This window comes from Sphingomonas hengshuiensis (assembly GCF_000935025.1).
Lineage (GTDB): Bacteria > Pseudomonadota > Alphaproteobacteria > Sphingomonadales > Sphingomonadaceae > Sphingomonas > Sphingomonas hengshuiensis.
The window spans coordinates 1,905,596-1,924,822 of the sequence record NZ_CP010836.1; the positions used below are offsets into that span (position 1 = coordinate 1,905,596).

Genomic DNA, 19,227 nt, shown 5'->3' on the forward strand with positions numbered 1-19,227 from the left:
TGGGCTGGGGAAGCAAAGGAATGCGGAGTAAACGGGCAGTGCCCAACGGACCCGCGGCATGGTGACCGCACCAGGCGACGCGCTCGCGCCGCGCCGGGGCATCGGCCTTGTCGGCGGGCTTTCGGCCAATCTCCTCAACATGATCGGCATCGGGCCGTTCATCACGATCCCGCTCGCGCTCGCGGCGATGGGCGGGCCGCAGGCGCTGCTCGGCTGGCTGCTGGGCGCGGTGCTGTGCCTGTTCGACGGCTTTGTCTGGGCGGAGCTGGGCTCGACGCTGCCGCGTTCGGGCGGCCCTTTCCACTATCTGCGCGAGGCATTCGGCCCGTCCAAGCTGGGCCGCCTGTTCGGGTTTCTATACCTGTGGCAGACGCTGCTGATCGGCCCGATGTCGATCGCATCGGGCACGGTCGGGCTAGCGCAATATGCGACCTATCTCGTCCCCTCGCTGACCGGCTGGGGCATCGCCGCGCTGGCCGCGGGCGTCTGCCTGCTCAACACCGGGCTGCTCTGGCGCGACGTGCGCTCGATCCAGCGGCTGTCGATCACGGTCAGCGTGATCGTGATCGGCGCATGCCTGTGGATCATCCTGAGCGGCGCGCTCCATTTCAACGCCGCCCGCGCCTTCGACTTTCCCGCCAACGCCTTCTCCCCCACCCATGGCTTCTGGATGGGGCTGGGCGCCGCGACGCTGATCGGCGTCTATGATTATGGCGGCTACAATAATGTCTGCATGCTGGGCGGCGAAGTCCGCGACGCCCAGCGCACCATCCCGCGCGCCGTGCTGCTGTCGATCCCGATCGTCGCGGCGCTGTATATCGGGTTGAACCTCGCGATCCTGGGCGTGCTGCCGTGGCGCGAGGCGATGCAGTCCAAGGCGGTGGTCGCCGAGTTCATGCAGGCGCTCTACGGCCCGATCGGCGGCATCACCGTGGCGATCCTGATCCTGATCGCGAGCTGGGGATCGGCGCTGGTCGTGCTGCTCGGCTATTCGCGCGTGCCCTATGCCGCCGCGGTCGAAGGCGAGTTCTTCGCGCCCTTTGCCCGGTTGCACAAAAAGGGCGGCTTCCCGGCGATTTCGCTGCTGTTCATGGGCATCGCCTCCGCCGTCGCGTGCCTGGTGTCGCTCGACAACCTCATCGCGGTGCTGATCGTCATCCAGACGCTGTTCCAATATACCGCGCAATGCTTCGCGGTGGTGATGCTGCGGCGGCGCAATCCAGTCGCGCAGCCGGGGCAGTTCCGCATGCCGCTCTACCCGCTGCCGGTGATCGTCACGCTGGCGGGGTGGCTGTACATCGTCGCGACGGGCAAGCCGGTGCATATCCTTGCGGGCATTGTGATGATGCTGCTCGGCACCGGGCTGTTCCTGCTGCTGTCCAAGCGGCGCGCAAGCTGGCCGTTCGAACGATGAGCGGCCCGCTCGACGTCGCGGTGGTCGGCGAAATCTATATCGACCATGTCTTCAGTGGTTTCCACGCCTGGCCGCAGCCGGGCGAGGAAGTGACCACCGACGCCTATACCCGCGAGATGGGCGGCGGCGCCGCGGCGACGGCCTGCGGGCTCGCGCGGCTGGGCCGTTCGGTGGCGCTGGTCGGGCTGGTCGGCGCCGACGACCTGCCGTGGTTCAGCGCGCGCCTCGCCGCCTATGGCATTTCGCCGAGCGGGCTGCGCGTCGGCGCGGGCGCGAGCGGGACGACGATCAGCGTCTCCACCGCCGAGGACCGCTCGTTCTTCACCCATATCGGCGTCAACCGCCAGATCGGCGCGCTGGCCGCCGGCGATGGGCTCGCGGTGCTGACCAACGCCCGGCACGTCCATTTCGCGATGCCGCTGGCGCGCGACGTGGCCGATGCGGTGCTGCCGGTGCTGGCGGCGGCGGGGATCACGACGTCGCTCGACATGGGGTATCAGCCCGAATGGCTGGCCGATCCCGCCAACGCCGCGACGATGGCCGCGATCGACCATCTCATCCCGAACGAGAAAGAAGCCGAGCTGCTGTGCGGCAGCACCGAGGTCGATGCCTATTTCGAGCGTGCCGCCGCACTGGGCATCGCGCATCCGATGCTCAAGCTGGGCGCACGCGGCGCCGCGGCGCGGGAGAATAGCGAGACCGTCATCGTGACCCCGCCCCCGGTCGTCGCCGTCGACGCCACCGGCGCGGGCGATGCGTTCGACGCCGGCTTTATCGACGCACTGCTCGACGGCACCGATGCGCGGGGCCGCTTGCAGCGCGGCTGCATCACCGGCGCGCTTTCCACTCGCAAACCCGGCGCGCTGGCCGCCATTCCCGACCGAACGGAACTCTGGAGCATTCATGACCGCATCTACTGACCGCAAGCTGACCCTGATCGGTGGCGGCGGGGTTCGCACGCCCCTCGTCACATTCGGCGTCAACGATGCCGCCGAGGCGCTGGGCGCCCGCGAGCTGGTGCTGTGGGACCCCGATGCCGACCGGCTGGCGATCATGGCGGCGCTGGGCCGCGCGATCGTCAAGGCCGAGGGCGGCAGCCTGATCGTGCGCGAGGCGGCATCGATCGAAGACGCCGTCGAGGGCGCAGCGTTCGTGATGAATTCGATCCGCATCGGCGGCATCGCAGGTCGCGCCGCCGACGAGCGCACGACGATCGACCATGGCTTTCCGGGTCAGGAGACCACCGGCCCCGCCGGCGCCGCGATGGCGCTGCGCACCGTCCCCGTCGCCATTCAGCAGGCCAGGCTGGTCGAGACGCTGAGCCCCGATGGCTGGATCGTCAACTTCACCAACCCGGCGGGCCTGATCACCCAGGCGATCGCCAACCACACCAACGCCAAGATCGTCGGCATCTGCGACACGCCGACCGAGCTGTTCCACAATATCGCGCATGCGCTGGGCGCGACGCTGGCCGATGTCGAGTGCGACTATGTCGGGCTCAACCATCTCGGCTGGGTTCGCGGCATCCGGCTGCACGGCGAGGATGTGTTCGATCGCGTGCTGGGCGACGATGCGGTGCTCGACAAGCTCTATTCGGCGCCGGTGTTCGACAAGGCGATGATCCGCGCGCTGCGGCTGATCCCCACCGAATATCTGTTCTTCTATTACGAGCGCCGCCGCGCACTGGCCAACCAGTGCAAGCACGGATCGAGCCGCGGCACCGAAGTCGAGGCGCTCAACATCGAGCTGATCAAGACGCTGCGCGACCGGCTGGGCGCCGATGACGGGCCGGGCGCGATTGCCGCCTATGCCGCCTATCTCAATCGCCGTTCGGGTTCGTACATGAAGCTGGAGGCCGAAGGCGGATCGGCATTCGATCCCGAATCGACCTTTGACATCGATCCGTTCCGCGTCGCCAGCGGCTATCACCGCATCGCCATCGACGTGATGAGCGCGCTAACCGGCGCGCGTCCGGCGACGATCGTGGTCAACACGCGCAATCGCGGCGCCCTGCCCGACCTGACCGATCGCGACATCGTCGAGACCTCGTCGCGGATCGAGCGTGACAGCATCACCCCGCTGCCGATCGCCCCCTTGCCCGACCCGGCGATCGGGCTGGTCCACGGGATCAAGGCGTATGAGCGCGCGGCGATCGACGCGGCGCTGACGGGTGAGCGGCCGACGGCGCGCAAGGCGTTGCTGATCCATCCCGCGATCGGCGAATGGGACCCGACCGGCGCGCTGCTCAACGACCTGCTCGACCCGACCTGCGCGCATTGCTGACCGAGCGATGATCGTCCGCCCGTCGCCCGAACCGTGCCCCGCCCCTGTGCCCGCCCTGGCGTGCGCAGCGGGGCGGGTCGATGCGGCGGCGTTGAATATCCTGTTCGCGCTGGCGGCGCCGCCGGCCCCCACCGGCGGCAACGCCCGCGCGACCCTGCGGTGGATCGAGTGAAGCGCAAACCCCTCGCGCTAGCTCTTCTGCCGCTGATCGGCGCCGCACCCAGACCGGATGCGGCGCCGATCCTGATCGCAGTCGACGCACGCGATGTCGCGCACGGCATCGTCACGGTCACCGAGACGCTGCCCGCACGGCCCCCCGGAGCGCTGACGCTGCGCTATCCCCGTTGGATACCGGGCACGCACCACGCATCCGGGCCGATCGCGCGGCTGGCCGGATTGCGGTTCACGCAGAATGGCAGGCCGGTGGCGTGGGTGCGCGACGCCGTCGATCCGTATAGCTTTCACCTGACCTTGCCCGCGCGGGGGCCGCTGGTGGCGCAGTTCGCCTATTTGTCGCCGACCGACGGCGCGCAGGGCGACGTGACGATGACCCCGGCGATGCAGATCCTGTCGTGGCACACCGTCTCGCTCTATCCTGCCGGCGTGCCGGTGGCGGCGCTTCGGGTGCAGGCGCGCGCGACCTTCCCGCAGGGCTGGCGTTCGGCAAGCGCATTGGGGCCGGAGGATGCCGGGGACGACGTCGCCTATCCCGAGACCGACTATGCCACGCTGGTCGATTCGCCCGTGCTCGCGGCGCGCGCGATGCGCCGCGAGACGCTGGCACCGGGGGTGCGGCTGAACATTGCCGCGGACACGCCGGAACAGCTTGCCGCCACCCCCGATCAGATCGCCGCGCATCGCGCGATGGTGCGCCAGGCGCTCGCGGTTTTCGGGGCGCGTCCCTTCCGCCGCTACGACTTCCTGTTCTGGCTGTCGGACACGATGGACGGCCAGGGGCTGGAGCATCGCGCATCGTCCGAGAATGGCGTCCCTGCGGGCTATTTCACCGACTGGGCGCATATGGCGGCGCGGCGGAACCTGCTCGCGCATGAATTCACCCATAGCTGGAACGGCAAGTTCCGCCGCCCCGCCGGGCTGCTCACCCCCGATTTCGCGACGCCGATGCGCGGCGAGCTGTTGTGGATGTATGAGGGGCAGACGCGGTTCTGGGATTATGTCCTGCAAAGCCGCAGCGGGCTGGTCGACCGGCAGGATACGCTGGACGGGCTCGCGCGGATCGCCGCCTATTACCAGTCCGCCCCCGCCTTTGACTGGCGCAGCATCGCCGATACCGCGAACGACGTGCTGATGCCCGGCGACCAGGGTCGGGGATGGGCCGATTATCAGGGCTCGTCGGATTATTACGAGGCGGGCAAGCTGGTGTGGCTCGACATCGACCAGCTGATCCGCGCGCGCACCGGCAATGCCCGCTCGCTCGACGATTTCGCCGCGATCTTCTTTGCGGGGGGGAGTGCGGGGGCGCCGGTCTCGCCCTATGGGCTGCCGGACATCGTCGCGGCGCTGAACCGCGTGATGCCCTATGACTGGATGCGCTATCTGCGCAGCCATCTCTACACGCCCGCGCGGCCGCCGCTCGACTGGATCGCGCGCGGTGGCTACCGCCTCGCCTTTGTCGACACGCCGCCGCCCTATTGGCAGTCGATCGAGCTGCGCGCGGGCGCCAGCGACCTGCGCCACGCGATCGGGCTGTCGGTCGGCGCGGATGGCGGGGTGCGCGACGTCGCGTGGGAGGGGCCGGCGTATCGCGCCGGGATGGCGCCGGGCGCCACGATCCTCCAGGTCGCGGGCCAGCCCTTCACCACCGCCGCGCTGCTGCGCGCGATCCGCGAGGCCAAGGGCGGCACCCGACCGATCGACTTGACCGTGCGCCAGTCGGGGGAGGTGCGCGCGGTGTCCATCCCGTGGTTCGGCGGGCTGCGCTATCCGACATTGGAGCGGGTCGGCACTGGCCCCGCCGGGCTCGACCAGATGCTGGCGCCGCGATGACGGGCCCCGCTTCCACACGGCGCGGGTTCCTGGGCGGATCGGCGGCGGCGGGCGGGATGGCGGCGACTGGGCTGCCGATGCCGCTGGCGGCCACCCCGGCGATTGCGAAAAGCCCGCGCGAGACGCTGTCGCTCGACGGCGGGTGGCGGTTCCACGAGGGCGATATCCCCTTCCCCCCGATCCTCGACCACGAAGCCGCCTATGCCCATGCCAAGGCGGGCAATGCCGAGGGCGCGGCGGCGAGCGATTATGACGATGGCGACTGGCGCCGGGTGGCGCTGCCGCACGACTGGGCGCTGGGGCAGCCGTTCGACGCGGCGGCGAATATCGATCAGGGCTATCGGCGGCGCGGGATCGGCTGGTATCGCCGCACCTTCGCGCTGGCGCCCGAGGATCGCGACCGCGCGCTCGAACTGCGCTTCGACGGGATCGCCACGCATGCGACGCTGTGGATCAACGGCACGCTGGCGCATCGCCAGTTTGGCGGCTTCACCGGCTTCACGATCGATCTGTCGCCGTTCGCGCTCTATGGCGACGACCTCAACACGCTGGCAATCCGCGTCGATGCCGATGCCACCGAGGGTTGGTGGTACGAAGGCGCAGGGATCTATCGCCACGTCTGGCTGATCAAGCGCGCGCCGGTGCATATCGTCAGCGACGGCGTCCATGCCGATCCGCGCCGCGACCCCGCCGGGCAGTGGCGCGTGCCGGTGACGGTGGCGCTTCGCAACAGCGGCGATGCCGCCGCCGGGGTGACGGCTTCGGTTCGGCTGACCGGCCCCGATGGCGAGCCCGCGGGCGGCGCGACGACAACGCTGACGATCCCCCCGGCGGGAAGCGCAACCGCCAGCGTGTCGCTCGCGGTCGCATCGCCCCAGCTCTGGTCGCCGGACGGCCCCGCGCTCTACCGTGTCGAGACCCGGTTGGTGCAGGACGGCGCCGTGGTGGATGCGACCGAGACCCGAATCGGCTTCCGCACCCTCCGCTTCGACGCCGACCATGGCTTTTTCCTCAACGACCAGCCGCTCAAGATCCGCGGCGCCTGCGCGCATCAGGACCATGCCGGGGTCGGCGTCGCGGTGCCCGACAGCCTGTGGGATTTCCGGCTGCGGCGGTTGAAGGCGATGGGCGCGAATGCGCTGCGCTGTGCGCATAATCCCCCGGCGCCCGAATTGCTCGACGCCGCTGACCGGCTGGGGGTGATGATCCTGAACGAGCATCGCGAGTTGAGCGCCGCCGCGGACATACTCGAGCGGCTGGCATTCCTCGTGCGGCGCGACCGCAACCACCCCAGCGTGATCCTGTGGTCGCTGTGCAACGAGGAATCGCTGCAATCGAGCGGGATCGGCGTGGCGATGGTCCGGCGGATGAAGGCCGTGGTCCGCGCGCTCGACGACAGCCGCCCGATCACCGCCGCGCTGAACGGCGCGATGTTCGCGAGCCCGAACATCGCGGGCGAACTGGACGTGGTGGGGTTCAACTATGGCACCGCGCAGTTCGACCGCTTCCATGCCGCATTCCCCGACATGCCGCTGCTGAGTTCGGAGGACACCTCCGCCTATATGACGCGCGGCGCCGCGACCACCGACCGGGCGGCGCATGTCCTGGCCGATGACGACAGCGAACATGCCGGGTGGGGCCTCACCCACCGCGCGGCATGGGCGGCGGTGGCGGATCGGCCCTTCCTCGCGGGCGGGTTCTTCTGGACCGGGTTCGACTATCGCGGCGAGCCGACGCCGTTCGAATGGCCGAGCGTGGGGTCGTTCTTCGGCGCAATGGACCTTTGCGGGTTCGCCAAGAGCGGGTTTCACATCCGTCGCGCACTGTGGAGCGACGCGCCGGTGCTCGAGCTGTGGCCGCATTGGAACTGGGCGGGGCGCGAGGGGCAGCCTGTGCCGCTGCTCGCGATCACCAATGCCGAGCGCGTGGTGCTCCGGCTGAACGGGCGCGTGGTTGCCGACCTTCTCCTGGCGGGCGATGTGCTCGCGCGCGCGACGCTCGCTTATGCCCCCGGCGTGCTGGAGGCGATTGGCTATCGCGACGGCAGGCCGGTTGCGCATCGGCGGATCGAGACGGCGGGGCCGCCGGTGGCGCTGCGGCTGACGCCCGACCGCGCGACGCTGGCCGGCGATGGGCGCGACACCGTGCCGGTGACCGTCGAGGCGATCGACGCCCGAGGGCGCGCAGTGCCGGTCGCGCAGGACGCGATCGGCTTCCATATCACCGGCGGTACGATCCTCGGCGTGGGCAATGGCGACCCGAACAGCCATGAAAGCGACCTGCCCGAAGCAGACGGCACCCGCGCGCGCCGCCGCCTGTTCAACGGGCTCGCGCAGATCCTCGTCCAGGCGCCCGGCGCCGGGCCGGTCCTGCTCACGGCACAGGCCGACGGACTGCGCCCCGCTACGCTAAAGCTCACGGCATCCGCCGGAGCGCAGCCGACGGTGCCGCCGCTGGACGGCCGCCAGCAGCTCACCGAGTGGCGCGTCGCCCCCGCCAGCGCGACTCCCCCCGAGCCGAACCGCGCTCTTGCGGCGGGCGACATGAACAGCTGGGCGTGGCTGAAGCCCGGAACGGTCGAGCCGGGGAACCCGGAGGCCCGCTTTGTCGTTTTCCGGCTGACGTTTACGTCTCGCGCCGCTGTCTCGGCACGCGGGGGGCAGCTGCTCTTCGCCAGCCTTGCAGGCGCGGCGCGCGTGTCGCTGGACGGCCAACAGGTCGCCGCCAAAACCGATCCTTCACCCGCGCGCCTCTCGATCCCGCTGCCCGCGGGGAGCGGCGCGCATGTGCTGGAAATCCTGTTCGACAGCGGCGGGACGACCACGCCCTTCGGGCTGGCCGGCAGCGTTTCCGTCCTGCCCGCCCGCTAAGCCCCCGCCCTTTCACCGAAAGCCGTTCCTTGTCCTCTCTCTCTGTCTCGCATCCCCACGCCGCTCCGCGCCGCACTGCCCCCGTCGCGCTCGTCCATCTGGCGCTGGCGATGGGCGGCTTCGCGATCGGCACGACCGAATATGCGACGATGAGCCTGTTGCCCTTTTTCTCGACGGGGCTCGGCATCGACGAGCCGACCGCGGGCCATGTCATCAGCGCCTATGCACTCGGCGTCGTCGTCGGTGCGCCGCTGCTCGCGGTCGTCGCGGCGCGGCTCAGCCGGCGAGTCGTGCTGATCGCGCTGATGCTGCTGTTCGGCCTTGCCAACGGGCTGAGCGCGCTGGCACCCGATTATGGCTGGATGCTGTTCTTCCGCTTCCTCAGCGGACTGCCGCATGGCGCCTATTTCGGCATGGCGTCGCTGGTCGCGGCGTCGCTGGTGCCGACCGAGATGCGCACCCGCGCGGTGGCGCGGGTGATGCTGGGGCTGACCGTCGCGACGATCGTCGGGGTGCCCTTCGCCAATTGGGTGGGGCAATTGCTCGGATGGCGCTGGGGGTTCGGCGTGGTCGCGCTGATCGCCCTGGCGACCGCGGCGATGATCGCATGGGTCGCCCCGCGCGACGTGCCCGACGCAGGCGCCAATCCGCTGTCCGAGCTGCGCGTGCTGCGGCGGGGGCAATTGTGGCTGACGCTGGGGATCGGTGCTATTGGCTATGGCGGGCTGTTCTGCGTCTATACCTATCTCGCCTCGACTTTGCTTGAGGTTACGCAGGTATCGGCGGCGATGGTGCCCGTCGCGCTCGCGGTGTTCGGCGCAGGAATGACGCTGGGCAATCTGATCGCGCCGCGCTTTGCCGACCGTGCGGTGATGCCGACTGCGGGCGCGCTGCTGATCTGGAGCATCGTGGCGCTCGCAATCTATCCGTTTGCGATCGGGCAGCTCTGGTCGATCCTGCTCGTCGTGCTGGCGATCGGCATCGGCGGCGCGCTGGGCACCGTGCTCCAGACCCGGCTGATGGACATTGCGCGCGAGGGCCAGGGGCTGGCGGCGGCGCTCAACCATTCGGCGTTCAACGTCGCCAACGCCATAGGGCCCTGGGCCGGCGGGATCGCGATCGCGGCGGGGCTGGGCTGGCGCTCGGTCGGCTGGGTCGGCGCGGGGCTGGCGCTGGGCGGGTTGCTGCTCTGGGCAATCGCGATGGTAACGGCGCGTCCGGCGCGCAGCTGAGCGGCGCTACCGCGTCTTCGCGGCGGGGCCGAGCAGCAGCGCGATGCACCAATCGCAATGATAGCGCATGATCGCGTCCCCGGCGGCGCCGTCCCCCGCAAGCACCGCGTCGGTCATCCGCTGATAATTGCTTACATATTTGGGAGCATGCACCGACAGGTCGATCGTCTTCACGAGGAAGCGGTTCCAATATTCGATGTTCACGGCGCGGAGCACGAAATCGACATAGGGCCGCTCGCCGATCGCGTTGAGCAGGTAATGATAGTCGTTGAGGACGAGATAAAAGCCGACATGCGGCGCCATCTCCTCACCGGCGCGGCGGATGCGCGCCATTGCCGCCTCGACCCGCGCGGCATTGTTCCCCTCGCGGATGCGCCGCGCGGCGGCGCGCACGCCCACCGCCGCCACCGGCCCGGTAATCTCATAAATCCCCGCAAGGTCGTGCGGGCTGAGCGGGCGGAGGATCGCGCCGCGATCGGGATGCAGTTCGACGAGCCCCTGCCCCGCCAGCACGGCCAGCGCCTCGCGCACCGGCGCGCGGCTCAGCCCCATGCGATGCGCCAGCTCGGAGGCGACGATGCGGTCGCCCGGCTGGAGCACGCCGCTGTCCAGCGTTTCCATGATCGCGGCATAGACATTCTGGACAAGCGAAGTCTTCAGCCCGCCACCGGCCAACAGCTTGGGCGTTCCGAAAGGAGTCGCCGAGGGCGTCGGCGCCTTTGTCCTCGGCGTTCTCGCAACGCGCGCCATGATCCGTCTCTCCCGTCCGTCCGCATTGGCCGGGCGCCGGGTTTCCGGTCGCCCGTCGTGCCGCAGGACATGATCCCCTTGCACGGATATATTGGCCGAGGATCACCGCAATTGACAGTCATCGCCCCGCGATTTTGACGATATTTATAGCGTGCGGGCCGGCGCCGCGAAATGCGCCTCAGCGCATTTTCAAACGGCCTCTCAGCGCCCGCTGGCCGCCACGCCCCCCTGCCCCGCGGTCTGCCAGCCGCCGCCCAGCGCCCGGAACAGGTCGACCTGTGTCCCCGCAATCTGCGCATCCGCCGCCGCCAGACCGGCCTCGGCATCGGCGAAGGTGCGTTCGGCATCAAGCAGCGCCAGCGAGTCGATATCGCCCTCGCGTTGCCGGGCCCGCGCGATATTGACCGCTACTGCCGCCTCGGTCTGCGCCGCCTGGAGCGCGGTGCGGCGTTCGAGCGCATGCGCATAGGCGGACAGCGCGGTCTCGGTCTCCTCGATCGCGCGCAGCACGGTGCCGTCGAACCCGGCAAGCGCCTCCTGGCTATCGGCTTCGGCGGCGGCGATCCGCGCGCGCGCCGGCTCCGGATTGGCGGTCCAGCTGATCAACCCGCCCAGCAGCCAGCGCAGCGGCCCCGCGCCGAAAATGTCGCCAAACCCCGTGCCGGTCGACCCGCCCGACCCACCCAGCGTGATCCGCGGATAGAGCGCGGCGGTGGCGACTCCGATCCGCGCCGTCGATGCCGCGAGCCGGCGCTCGGCAGCGCGGACATCGGGCCGCCGCGCGAGCAGCGCCGCGCCGTCGCCGACCGGGATCGGCTGGTCGAGCCGCAGCGTCGTGGTGCGTGCACGTACTGCCTCCGGAAGCTCGGCCGGAGTGCGCCCGGTGAGAGTCGCCAGCCGGAACAGCGCGGCATCCCGCGCGGCGGCAAAGGCCGGCACTTCGGCCTGACGCTGGTTGCGCAGTGCGCCGATCCGCGCCGTATCGAGCCGAGTCGCGAGCCCGACGCCGCGACGCCGCTCGGTCAGCGTGATCGACTGGTCGAGCAGCGCGACGATGCGCTCGGCCACGCCCAGCCGTTCGGCGGCGGAGACCGCATCGGCATAGGCGCGCGCCGTATCGGCGGCGACGATGACGCGGACCGCATCGGCATCGCCCTGCGCCGCGGCGAGATCGCCGCGGGCCGCTTCGACGCCGCGCGACACGCGCCCGAACAGGTCGACTTCATAGCTGACGTCGAGCCCGGCATCGACCTGCCAGTTTTCGCGGTCCATCCCCGGCACGCGCTGGATCGCCGGCGTGCGCCCGTAATTGGCGCTGCTGCTCGCCTCGGCCTGGGGGAGCCGGTCGGCGCGGGCGCCGCGCAGCCCCGCCCGCGCGCGCTCGATCCGGGCGACGGCACCGCGAACATCGGTGTTCGCCGCCAGCGCGTCGGTGACGAGCCCGTCGAGCACGGGGTCGTTATAGAGCCGCCACCAGTCGCCCTGAACCGGCTGGGGCGTGACTGCCGCGCTGGTCGCGACAAAGGCGCCGGCTGCGGTCTGGGGGTGGGCCGGCGCGGTATAGTCCGGCCCTGCAGCGCAGGCGGCGAGCGCCAGCGCCGAGGCGGTGATCAAAAGGCTGCGCATCGAGAGGGTCCTTATTCGGCAGGTTGCAGGTGCGCCGAGGGCGGCACGGCGCGGCGCGTGCGCGCCAGCCGATCGCCCAGCGCGCGGCACACGACATAGAAGGTCGGCGTGAAGAGCAGCCCGAAGCCGGTGACGCCGAGCATTCCGAAGAACACCGCGGTCCCCAGCGCCTGGCGAAGCTCCGCCCCCGCGCCGGTGGCGATCAGCAGCGGCACGGTGCCGAGGATGAACGCGAACGACGTCATCAGGATCGGGCGGAGGCGATCGCGCGCCGCGCGCACCGCCGCATCGATCGGCGACAATCCGTCCTCATCCTCGGCCTGTTTGGCGAACTCGACGACCAGGATCGCATTTTTCGCCGCCAGGGCGATCAGCACCACCAGCCCGATCTGAGTCAGGACATTATTGTCCATCCCCCGCAGGTTGATCCCCGCCATCGCCGCCAACAGGCACATCGGCACGATGAGGATGATCGCGAGCGGCAGAGTGAGCGATTCATATTGCGCCGCCAGCACCAGGAAGACGAACACCACCGCCAGCGCGAAGACCAGCCCGGCGGTGCTGCCCGCCATCTTCTGCTGGAACGCGATGCCGGTCCATTCGGCCTTGTACCCGGCGGGTAGTTCGGCTGCGAGGCTCTCCATCGTCGCCAGCGACCGGCCCGAACTATACCCCGGCGCGGTATCGCCATCGACTTCGACCGCGGGGAACAGATTGTAGCGCGTGACGCGATACGGCCCGGTCTTGCTCTCGAAGGTCGAAACCGATCCGATCGGGACCATCGCCCCCGAATTCGACCGGGTCTTGAGGTTGGCGATGTCCGCCTCGGTCGCGCGGAACGGCGCATCGGCCTGGGCAGTCACGCGATAGGTGCGGCCCAGCATGTTGAAGTCGTTGACGAAGGTCGAGCCGAGATAGACGTTCAGCGCCTCGAACACCCGCTCCGGCGGCACCCCGAGCATATTGGCCTTGCGCCGATCGATATCGGCGAAGATGCGCGGCGTCGCGGTGTTGAAGAAGGTGTAGATCTGCTGGAGGCCGGGGGTCTGGTTGGCCTTGCCGATCAGGCCATAGGCAGTCTTGCCGAGCTCCGCATAGCCATGCTCGCCACGGTCCTGGATCATCATCCGATAGCCACCGGCGGACCCGATCCCCTGGATGACGGGCGGTGGCACGACCAGCAGCATCGCTTCGTTGATGTCCGCGGTGCGCTTGCGCGCCTCGTCCATGATCCCGGCATAGGTTACGCCCAGCTTGGCGCGCTCCTCGAACGATTGCAGCGGCACATAGGCGGCGGCGCTGTTCGGGGCGAGCGTCTGCGACGGGCCGTCGAAGCCGGCGAGCATCACCGACCCCTTGACCCCGGGGATCGGCAGGATGCGCGCGACGACCTTGCGCAGCACTTCATCGGTGCGTTCGAGCGAGGAGCCCGGCGGTAGCTGGACGACGGTCAGGAAATAGCCTTGATCCTGCGCGGGGACGAAGCCCACCGGCGTGACCCAGAACATCGCGATCGTCGCCGCGATCAGCCCGACATAGCCGAGCATCATCCGCCGCGGCCGCGTGACCAGCGCCATTGTCAGCCGCGAATAGCCGTTGCTCAGCCGTTCGAAGCCGCGGTTGAACGCATCGGCACCGCGCTGGGTAACGCGGGCGATCCGGCCCTTGGGCGGGCCCTCATGCCCGCGCAGCAGCATCGCGGCCAGCGCCGGCGACAGCGTGAGCGAGACGAACAGCGAAATCGCGGTCGCCGCCGAGATCGTCACCGCGAACTGCTTGTAGAAGGCGCCCGACAGCCCGTTGAGGAACAGCGTCGGCAGGAACACCGCGAGCAGCACCAGCACGATCGCGACCAGCGCGCCCGACACTTCGTCCATCGAAGTCCGCGCCGCCTCCAGCGGAGACATGCCGCGCGCGAGGTTGCGCTCGACATTCTCGACCACGACGATCGCATCGTCGACGACGATCCCGATCGCGAGCACCAGCCCGAACAGCGAAAGGTTGTTGAGCGAATAGCCGAGCGGCAGCAGCACCGCCATCGTGCCGATCAGCGATACGGGGATCGCCACCACCGGGATGATCGCCGCGCGCCATTTCTGGAGGAACACGATCACGACGAGCACGACGAGCAGGATCGCCTCGCCCAGCGTGTGGTAGACGGCGTCGATCGACTGGGCGATGAACTCGGTCGGGTTGTAGATGACGCGATATTCCAGCCCCTTGGGGAAGTCCTTCGACATCGTCTCCAGTTCGTGCTCGATCGCCTGTGCGGCGGCGAGCGCGTTCGATCCCGGGCGCTGGAACACCGCGAGGATCACCGTCGGCTGGTTCGAGAGATAGGTGTTCGAGGAATAATCGGCGGCGCCCAGCTCGACGCGCGCGACGTCGCTGACGCGCACCTGATGCCCGTCGGGATCGGTGCGGATCACGACCTGGCCGAACTCGCCGGGCTCCTTGAGCCGGCCCTGCGTCTCGACATTGAGCTGGAACGCATTGCCTCCGGGGGTTGCGCCGGGCTGGCCGAGCGAGCCGGCGGCGACCTGGATATTCTGCGACCGCAGCGCCTGGACGATATCGCCCGCAGTCAGGTCGAGCGCGGCGGCGCGGCCCGGATCGATCCACACGCGCATCGCATAGTCGCGCGCGCCGAACATCCGCACATCGCCCACGCCCTCGACGCGGGCGAGCCGGTCCTTGACCTGAGTCAGCGCGTAGTTGGAGATATAGCTGCGATCGACCGAATTGTCGGGCGAGATCAGGTTGACCACCATCAGGAAGTCCGGCGTCGTCTTGCGCGTCACGACGCCGAGCCGCTGCACTTCCTCGGGAAGGCGCGGCACCGCGACTGCGACGCGGTTCTGGACCAGCACCTGCGCGGCGTCGAGATTGGTGCCCGACTTGAACGTCACGGTGATCGTGACATTGCCGTCGCCGGTCGATTGCGACGACTGGTACAGCATGTCGTCGACGCCGTTGATTTCCTGCTCGATCGGCGCGGCCACCGTCTCCGCGACGGTTTCCGCCGAGGCGCCGGGATAGCCGGCGGTGACCGTCACCGTCGGCGGGACGATGTCGGGATATTGCGAGATCGGAAGCGCGAAATAGGCAATCGCGCCCATGATGGTGATGATCACCGAGAGGACGGCCGCGAAGATCGGGCGCGTGATGAAGAAACGCGAGAGGCGCATGGCCGTCTCCTCGTTGGAGGGATTTAGCGAAACTGCGAAATGGGTCCTGCCGCCGGGCCTGTTTGGGGACCGCCCGGCGGCAGGTCGGTCAGCGGGCGAAGGTCGCTTCGCCCGTGACCGGAGCCGAGATCTTGGGCGCGGGCGCGGCGGCGGTCGGCGCGATCTGCCCCGCCTTGGCCTGCACCGGGGTGCCGGGCGGGATCATCGCCGCGCCCGCCAGGATCACACGATCCTGCGGCGTCAGGCCAGACCGAACCACGCGGAGCCCGTCGACCACCGGCCCGGTTTCCACCGGGCGCGGCTGGACGGTGCCGTCCTTGCCGAGCACCATCACAATCTTGCGCGCCTGATCGGTCGAGATCGCGGCATCGGGCACCAGCAGCGCCTGGGCGGTGCCGCCCGCGGACAGCCGCATGTTGCCGAACATCCCCGGCGTCAGGAACATCCCCGGATTGGCGAGCACCGCGCGCCCGCGGATCGTGCCCGAGCGGGCGTCGAGCCGGTTGTCGGTAAAGTCGAGCTTGCCCTTCCAGCGATAATCCGCCTCGTCCTGAAGCTGGATCTCAACCGGGGACTCGCTCGCCCCCGCCGCCTTTGCGCGCTTGGTCTTGAGGAACAGCGCCTCCGACCCGTCGAACGTGAAGTAGATCGGATCGAGCGCGTTGATCGTGGTCAGCAGCGAACCGCCCTGCCCCTCGCCCGCGGCGACCAGATTGCCGGCATCGACCTTGCGATCCGAAATCCGGCCACCAATGGGCGCGCGAACCTGGGTGAACTCGACGTCCAGCGCCCGCGCACGGACGCGGGCCTGCGCCGCAGCGACCGATGCATTGGCGGCGCGCACGCGCGCCTGGAGCCGCTCGACATCGCTTTTGGACACGGCCTCGACATCCACCAGCCGCTGGGCGCGGCCAAGATCCGACTGGGCGAGCGCGAGTTCGCTCTGCGAACTGGCGAGTCCCGCGCGCGCCTCGGCCAGCGCCGCGGCGAACGGGCGTGCGTCGAGCGTGAAGAGCAATTGCCCCTTCTGGACGATCGCGCCGTCGGTGAAATGGACGCCGACGACCGCGCCCGAGACGCGCGGACGTACCTCGACCGTGCGGCTCGGCTCGAACCGGCCGACATAATCGTCCCATTCGTTGATCTGGCGCAGCAGCGGGGTCGCAACCGTGACGGTGGGCGGCGGCGGTGCGGCGACCGCGGGGGCCGAACGATTGGCCAGCCCGACGCCGCCCGCGACCAGCGCCACCGGCAGCACCAGCAATGCGCCGCGCTGCCAGCCGGGCATCCGCTTCAACCGGGCAGCAGCGCCCTTGTCGTCCTGCGCCGGGTCGGCGGGATCAATGCGTGCGATCATGTTCATGTCGTGTCCCCTGATTCAGTGCCGCGCGACCGCGGCTGATGCTGGCGAGCAGCGTCTCATATTGTTCGGTGGTGAAGCCGGCGTCGTGAAAGGCGCGAACCTCCGACGGCGGCAGCGTGTAACCCTTGTGCCAGGCGAGCACCGCGAGCCGGCGCAGCGCCTCCAGCCGGGGGTCCGCCAGCCGCGGATTGGCGCGCTCGCCCCCGAAGATCATGCCCAGTGCGACCGCCAGCCGGCCCGGCTCGGACAGCGTCGACAGCCGATCGCGCTGTGCGATCGCCACGACCTGCCACTCCAGCGCCGAAAGACCGGTGCGTGCGGGTGCGGGTACGGGCTCGACATCGCTGGACGCGACGATCGGGTTGCCCTGCAGCGACGCGAATTCAAGATAACCCATTGCTGTTCCCCTGTTCGACCGGCGAGCACGCACGCTCCCCACCGCCCGGGCGAATGCCCCGGCGACCGGCGGTTTTCCTTCCACTATGGTCTGCCCACGGCGCGTTCGCGGCCAGATGTCCGCGCGCCCGTTTCCGCTACACTTGCGTATAGTCCATCGATCCGAACCGGTGGAGGCTCGAAGGCGAGGTTGAACGCTGTGCAGCAATCAGGCGAGGCTTACGGCCCCGCGTTGTAATCGGTGTGTGAAGACTGGCGCATCGCAGCGACCTTTCCATTGGCGAACCGGAGCCGAGTCGTTCGGCTCCCGTTCCATACCAATCGGTATATAAAGCGTGCTGCGCTGCGTCAATGCCCTTTTTATACCGGGCGGTATTTTTTGTCTAGCGCTTTGGCCACATGGCCAGGCTGACGGCGATCAAGCCCTCCAGTTCGGCGCGCGTGGCGCCGGCGCCGGCCTGCATCGCGAGCCCCTGGAGGATCGCGATAAGGTAGCTGGTCAGCGCCACCGTATCGGTACCCTCAGGCAAATCCCCTTCCTCGATCGCGCGTTCGAACCGGGCGACCAGCGCGCGCTTCGCCACTGCGCCGCGTTCGAGCACCTCGGCGCGGATCGACGTGGCCTCGCTGCCGCAGGCGACGGAGCTGATGACGCCCAGGCATCCCTTCGGATCGCAATTGCTCAGCTGGTTTTCGAGCGCGCCCTGCAACAGCCGCTCTGCGACACCGCGCGCCGACGGCGCATCGAGCGCCGTGTGCATATATTCGAGCTTCTCGCGCTCATAGAGGTCGAGCGCCTTGCGGAACAGCGCCTCCTTGTTGCCGAACGCAGCGTAAAGGCTGGGGCGCGTGATGCCCATCGCCTCGGTAAGGTCGCTCAGCGAGGCGCCTTCATAGCCCTTGGTCCAGAACACGCGCAGCGCGGAGGTGAGCGCCGCATCGACGCAGAACTCGCGCGGGCGACCTTTCGGGGGGGAGATCACGGCATCTTTCATAACGATCGGTATATATGAAGCCCGCGGCCAAAGGTCCAGTGCAATCGATTTGTGTAACATACTGATACAAAGAGATAACTCCGGAGCCTACCGGCGCCGTCGCCCGGCAACTGCACGAAGGTGCAGATTTCCGAGCCTCCGCCGACGCCGCGACTCGGCACAACCTGCGCCCGTCGCTTCGCGCGCTACTCGATCGATACCCATTCGAAATGCCCGTCGGCAGCGCGGACTCCGCCGATCCCCGGATAGGCGATATGCGCGGCGGCGATCCAATAGCCCTTGGCGGCGGCGTCCTGGAACAGCGCCAGCCGCGCGGCCTGCGCAGAGGCGGGATCGCTGTCGAAGCGGATCGCGATCGCCGGGTCGGTGAACTGGACATCGGCGGCGTGGACGATGTCGCCCCAGGCGAGGAGCACCTGCCCGCCGCCCTCGATCCGATAGCCGGCATGCCCCGGCGTGTGCCCGGCCAGCGCCACCGACGTCACCCCCGCCACAACCTCTTGCCCCGGTGCGAAGGTCGAGACCTTGCCCGCAGCGATATAGGGCGCGAGCGCGGCGGCAACGGCGTCGAACGTCCCCTTGGCGGCGTCATCGGCCTTTTCGCGGTTCGCCGGGTCGGTCCAATAGGCGCGCTCGGCGGTCTCGATCCACACCGTCGCGTCGGGGAACGCCGCCTTGCCCTCGGGCGTCACCAGCCCGCCGACATGATCGGGGTGGAGATGGGTGATCAACACCGCCTCGATACTGTCGGGCGCGATGTTCGCCGCCTCCAGCGCCGCACCGACCTTGCCCAGCGCAGGCCCCAAATTGGTCCCGCTGCCGGTGTCGATCAGCACGCGATGCCCATCGCGCTCGACCAGAAAGGCGTTGACCGCCGTGGGGAGCGTGGCGGGCTTTCCGGCCTTGGCCAGCAGTTCGGCGACTTCGCCGGGGCGCGGCTCGATCAGCAGCGCCTCGGTCGACAGGTCGAAAGTCCCGTCGCTCAGCGCAATCACTGCGGTGTCGCCGAGTTGCAGCCGATAGGGTGCCGTCTGCGCCGCTGCGGGCGTCGCGGCCATCGCCAGGGCGAGAAGCAATGTACGGGAGAGCATCATCGAGCGTCC

At 69.2% G+C, this 19,227-nt stretch carries 14 protein-coding genes; 7 read left to right on the top strand and 7 right to left on the bottom strand.

Annotated elements, in window-relative coordinates; all coding sequences use genetic code 11:
- The first annotated feature begins 58 nt into the window (after positions 1–58).
- From TS85_RS08345 to TS85_RS08370, 7 genes are all read left to right on the top strand, one after another.
- A complete protein-coding gene (locus TS85_RS08345; protein WP_044331588.1) occupies positions 59–1,414 on the top strand; it encodes an APC family permease in 1,356 nt (451 codons plus the stop codon).
- Positions 1,411–2,334 (top strand): carbohydrate kinase family protein, encoded by a 924-nt coding sequence (locus TS85_RS08350; RefSeq protein ID WP_044331589.1) that lies wholly within the window; start codon positions 1,411–1,413, stop codon positions 2,332–2,334. Before TS85_RS08345 ends, TS85_RS08350 begins: the two co-directional genes overlap by 4 nt.
- Positions 2,318–3,697 carry a family 4 glycosyl hydrolase gene (locus tag TS85_RS08355; protein ID WP_044331590.1) on the top strand — a complete coding sequence of 460 codons (1,380 nt, stop codon included), beginning with the start codon at positions 2,318–2,320 and terminating at the stop codon, positions 3,695–3,697. Before TS85_RS08350 ends, TS85_RS08355 begins: the two co-directional genes overlap by 17 nt.
- Before the next feature lie 7 nt (positions 3,698–3,704).
- Positions 3,705–3,869: a hypothetical protein gene (locus TS85_RS25310; RefSeq protein WP_155006345.1), complete on the top strand. Its 165-nt coding sequence runs from the start codon at positions 3,705–3,707 to the stop codon at positions 3,867–3,869.
- On the top strand, positions 3,866–5,704 hold the full coding sequence (locus tag TS85_RS08360) for a M61 family metallopeptidase (protein WP_052507813.1): 1,839 nt from the start codon (positions 3,866–3,868) through the stop codon (positions 5,702–5,704). Before TS85_RS25310 ends, TS85_RS08360 begins: the two co-directional genes overlap by 4 nt.
- The gene (gene galA, locus TS85_RS08365) at positions 5,701–8,574 is read left to right on the top strand and encodes a beta-galactosidase GalA (protein WP_052507814.1); all 2,874 of its coding nucleotides are present in this window, start codon (positions 5,701–5,703) and stop codon (positions 8,572–8,574) included. The genes TS85_RS08360 and galA overlap by 4 nt, the downstream gene beginning before the upstream one ends.
- 110 nt (positions 8,575–8,684) lie before the next feature.
- Positions 8,685–9,806, top strand: a complete 1,122-nt coding sequence (locus tag TS85_RS08370) for an MFS transporter (RefSeq protein WP_044331592.1) — start codon at positions 8,685–8,687, stop codon at positions 9,804–9,806.
- A gap of 6 nt (positions 9,807–9,812) precedes the next feature.
- Here the strand turns inward: TS85_RS08370 and TS85_RS08375 are convergent, their stop codons facing one another.
- The 7 genes from TS85_RS08375 to TS85_RS08405 all read right to left on the bottom strand — a co-directional run bounded on the left by TS85_RS08375 (position 9,813) and on the right by TS85_RS08405 (position 19,218).
- On the bottom strand, positions 9,813–10,556 hold the full coding sequence (locus TS85_RS08375; protein ID WP_077228526.1) for a GntR family transcriptional regulator: 744 nt from the start codon (positions 10,554–10,556) through the stop codon (positions 9,813–9,815).
- A 201-nt stretch (positions 10,557–10,757) separates the two neighbouring features.
- On the bottom strand, positions 10,758–12,182 hold the full coding sequence (locus TS85_RS08380) for an efflux transporter outer membrane subunit (RefSeq protein ID WP_044331594.1): 1,425 nt from the start codon (positions 12,180–12,182) through the stop codon (positions 10,758–10,760).
- 11 nt (positions 12,183–12,193) lie between these two features.
- The gene (locus TS85_RS08385; RefSeq protein ID WP_044331595.1) at positions 12,194–15,370 is read right to left on the bottom strand and encodes an efflux RND transporter permease subunit; all 3,177 of its coding nucleotides are present in this window, start codon (positions 15,368–15,370) and stop codon (positions 12,194–12,196) included.
- A gap of 88 nt (positions 15,371–15,458) precedes the next feature.
- Complete coding sequence (locus TS85_RS08390) at positions 15,459–16,733, bottom strand: efflux RND transporter periplasmic adaptor subunit (protein WP_044331596.1); 1,275 nt, start codon at positions 16,731–16,733, stop codon at positions 15,459–15,461.
- Entirely contained in the window at positions 16,711–17,130 is a 420-nt protein-coding gene (locus tag TS85_RS08395) for a hypothetical protein (protein WP_044331598.1), read from the bottom strand. The genes TS85_RS08390 and TS85_RS08395 overlap by 23 nt, the downstream gene beginning before the upstream one ends.
- A 382-nt stretch (positions 17,131–17,512) precedes the next feature.
- Entirely contained in the window at positions 17,513–18,124 is a 612-nt protein-coding gene (locus TS85_RS08400; RefSeq protein ID WP_044331599.1) for a TetR/AcrR family transcriptional regulator, read from the bottom strand.
- 185 nt (positions 18,125–18,309) lie between these two features.
- Positions 18,310–19,218 carry an MBL fold metallo-hydrolase gene (locus TS85_RS08405; protein ID WP_044331600.1) on the bottom strand — a complete coding sequence of 303 codons (909 nt, stop codon included), beginning with the start codon at positions 19,216–19,218 and terminating at the stop codon, positions 18,310–18,312.
- Positions 19,219–19,227 lie beyond the last annotated feature (9 nt).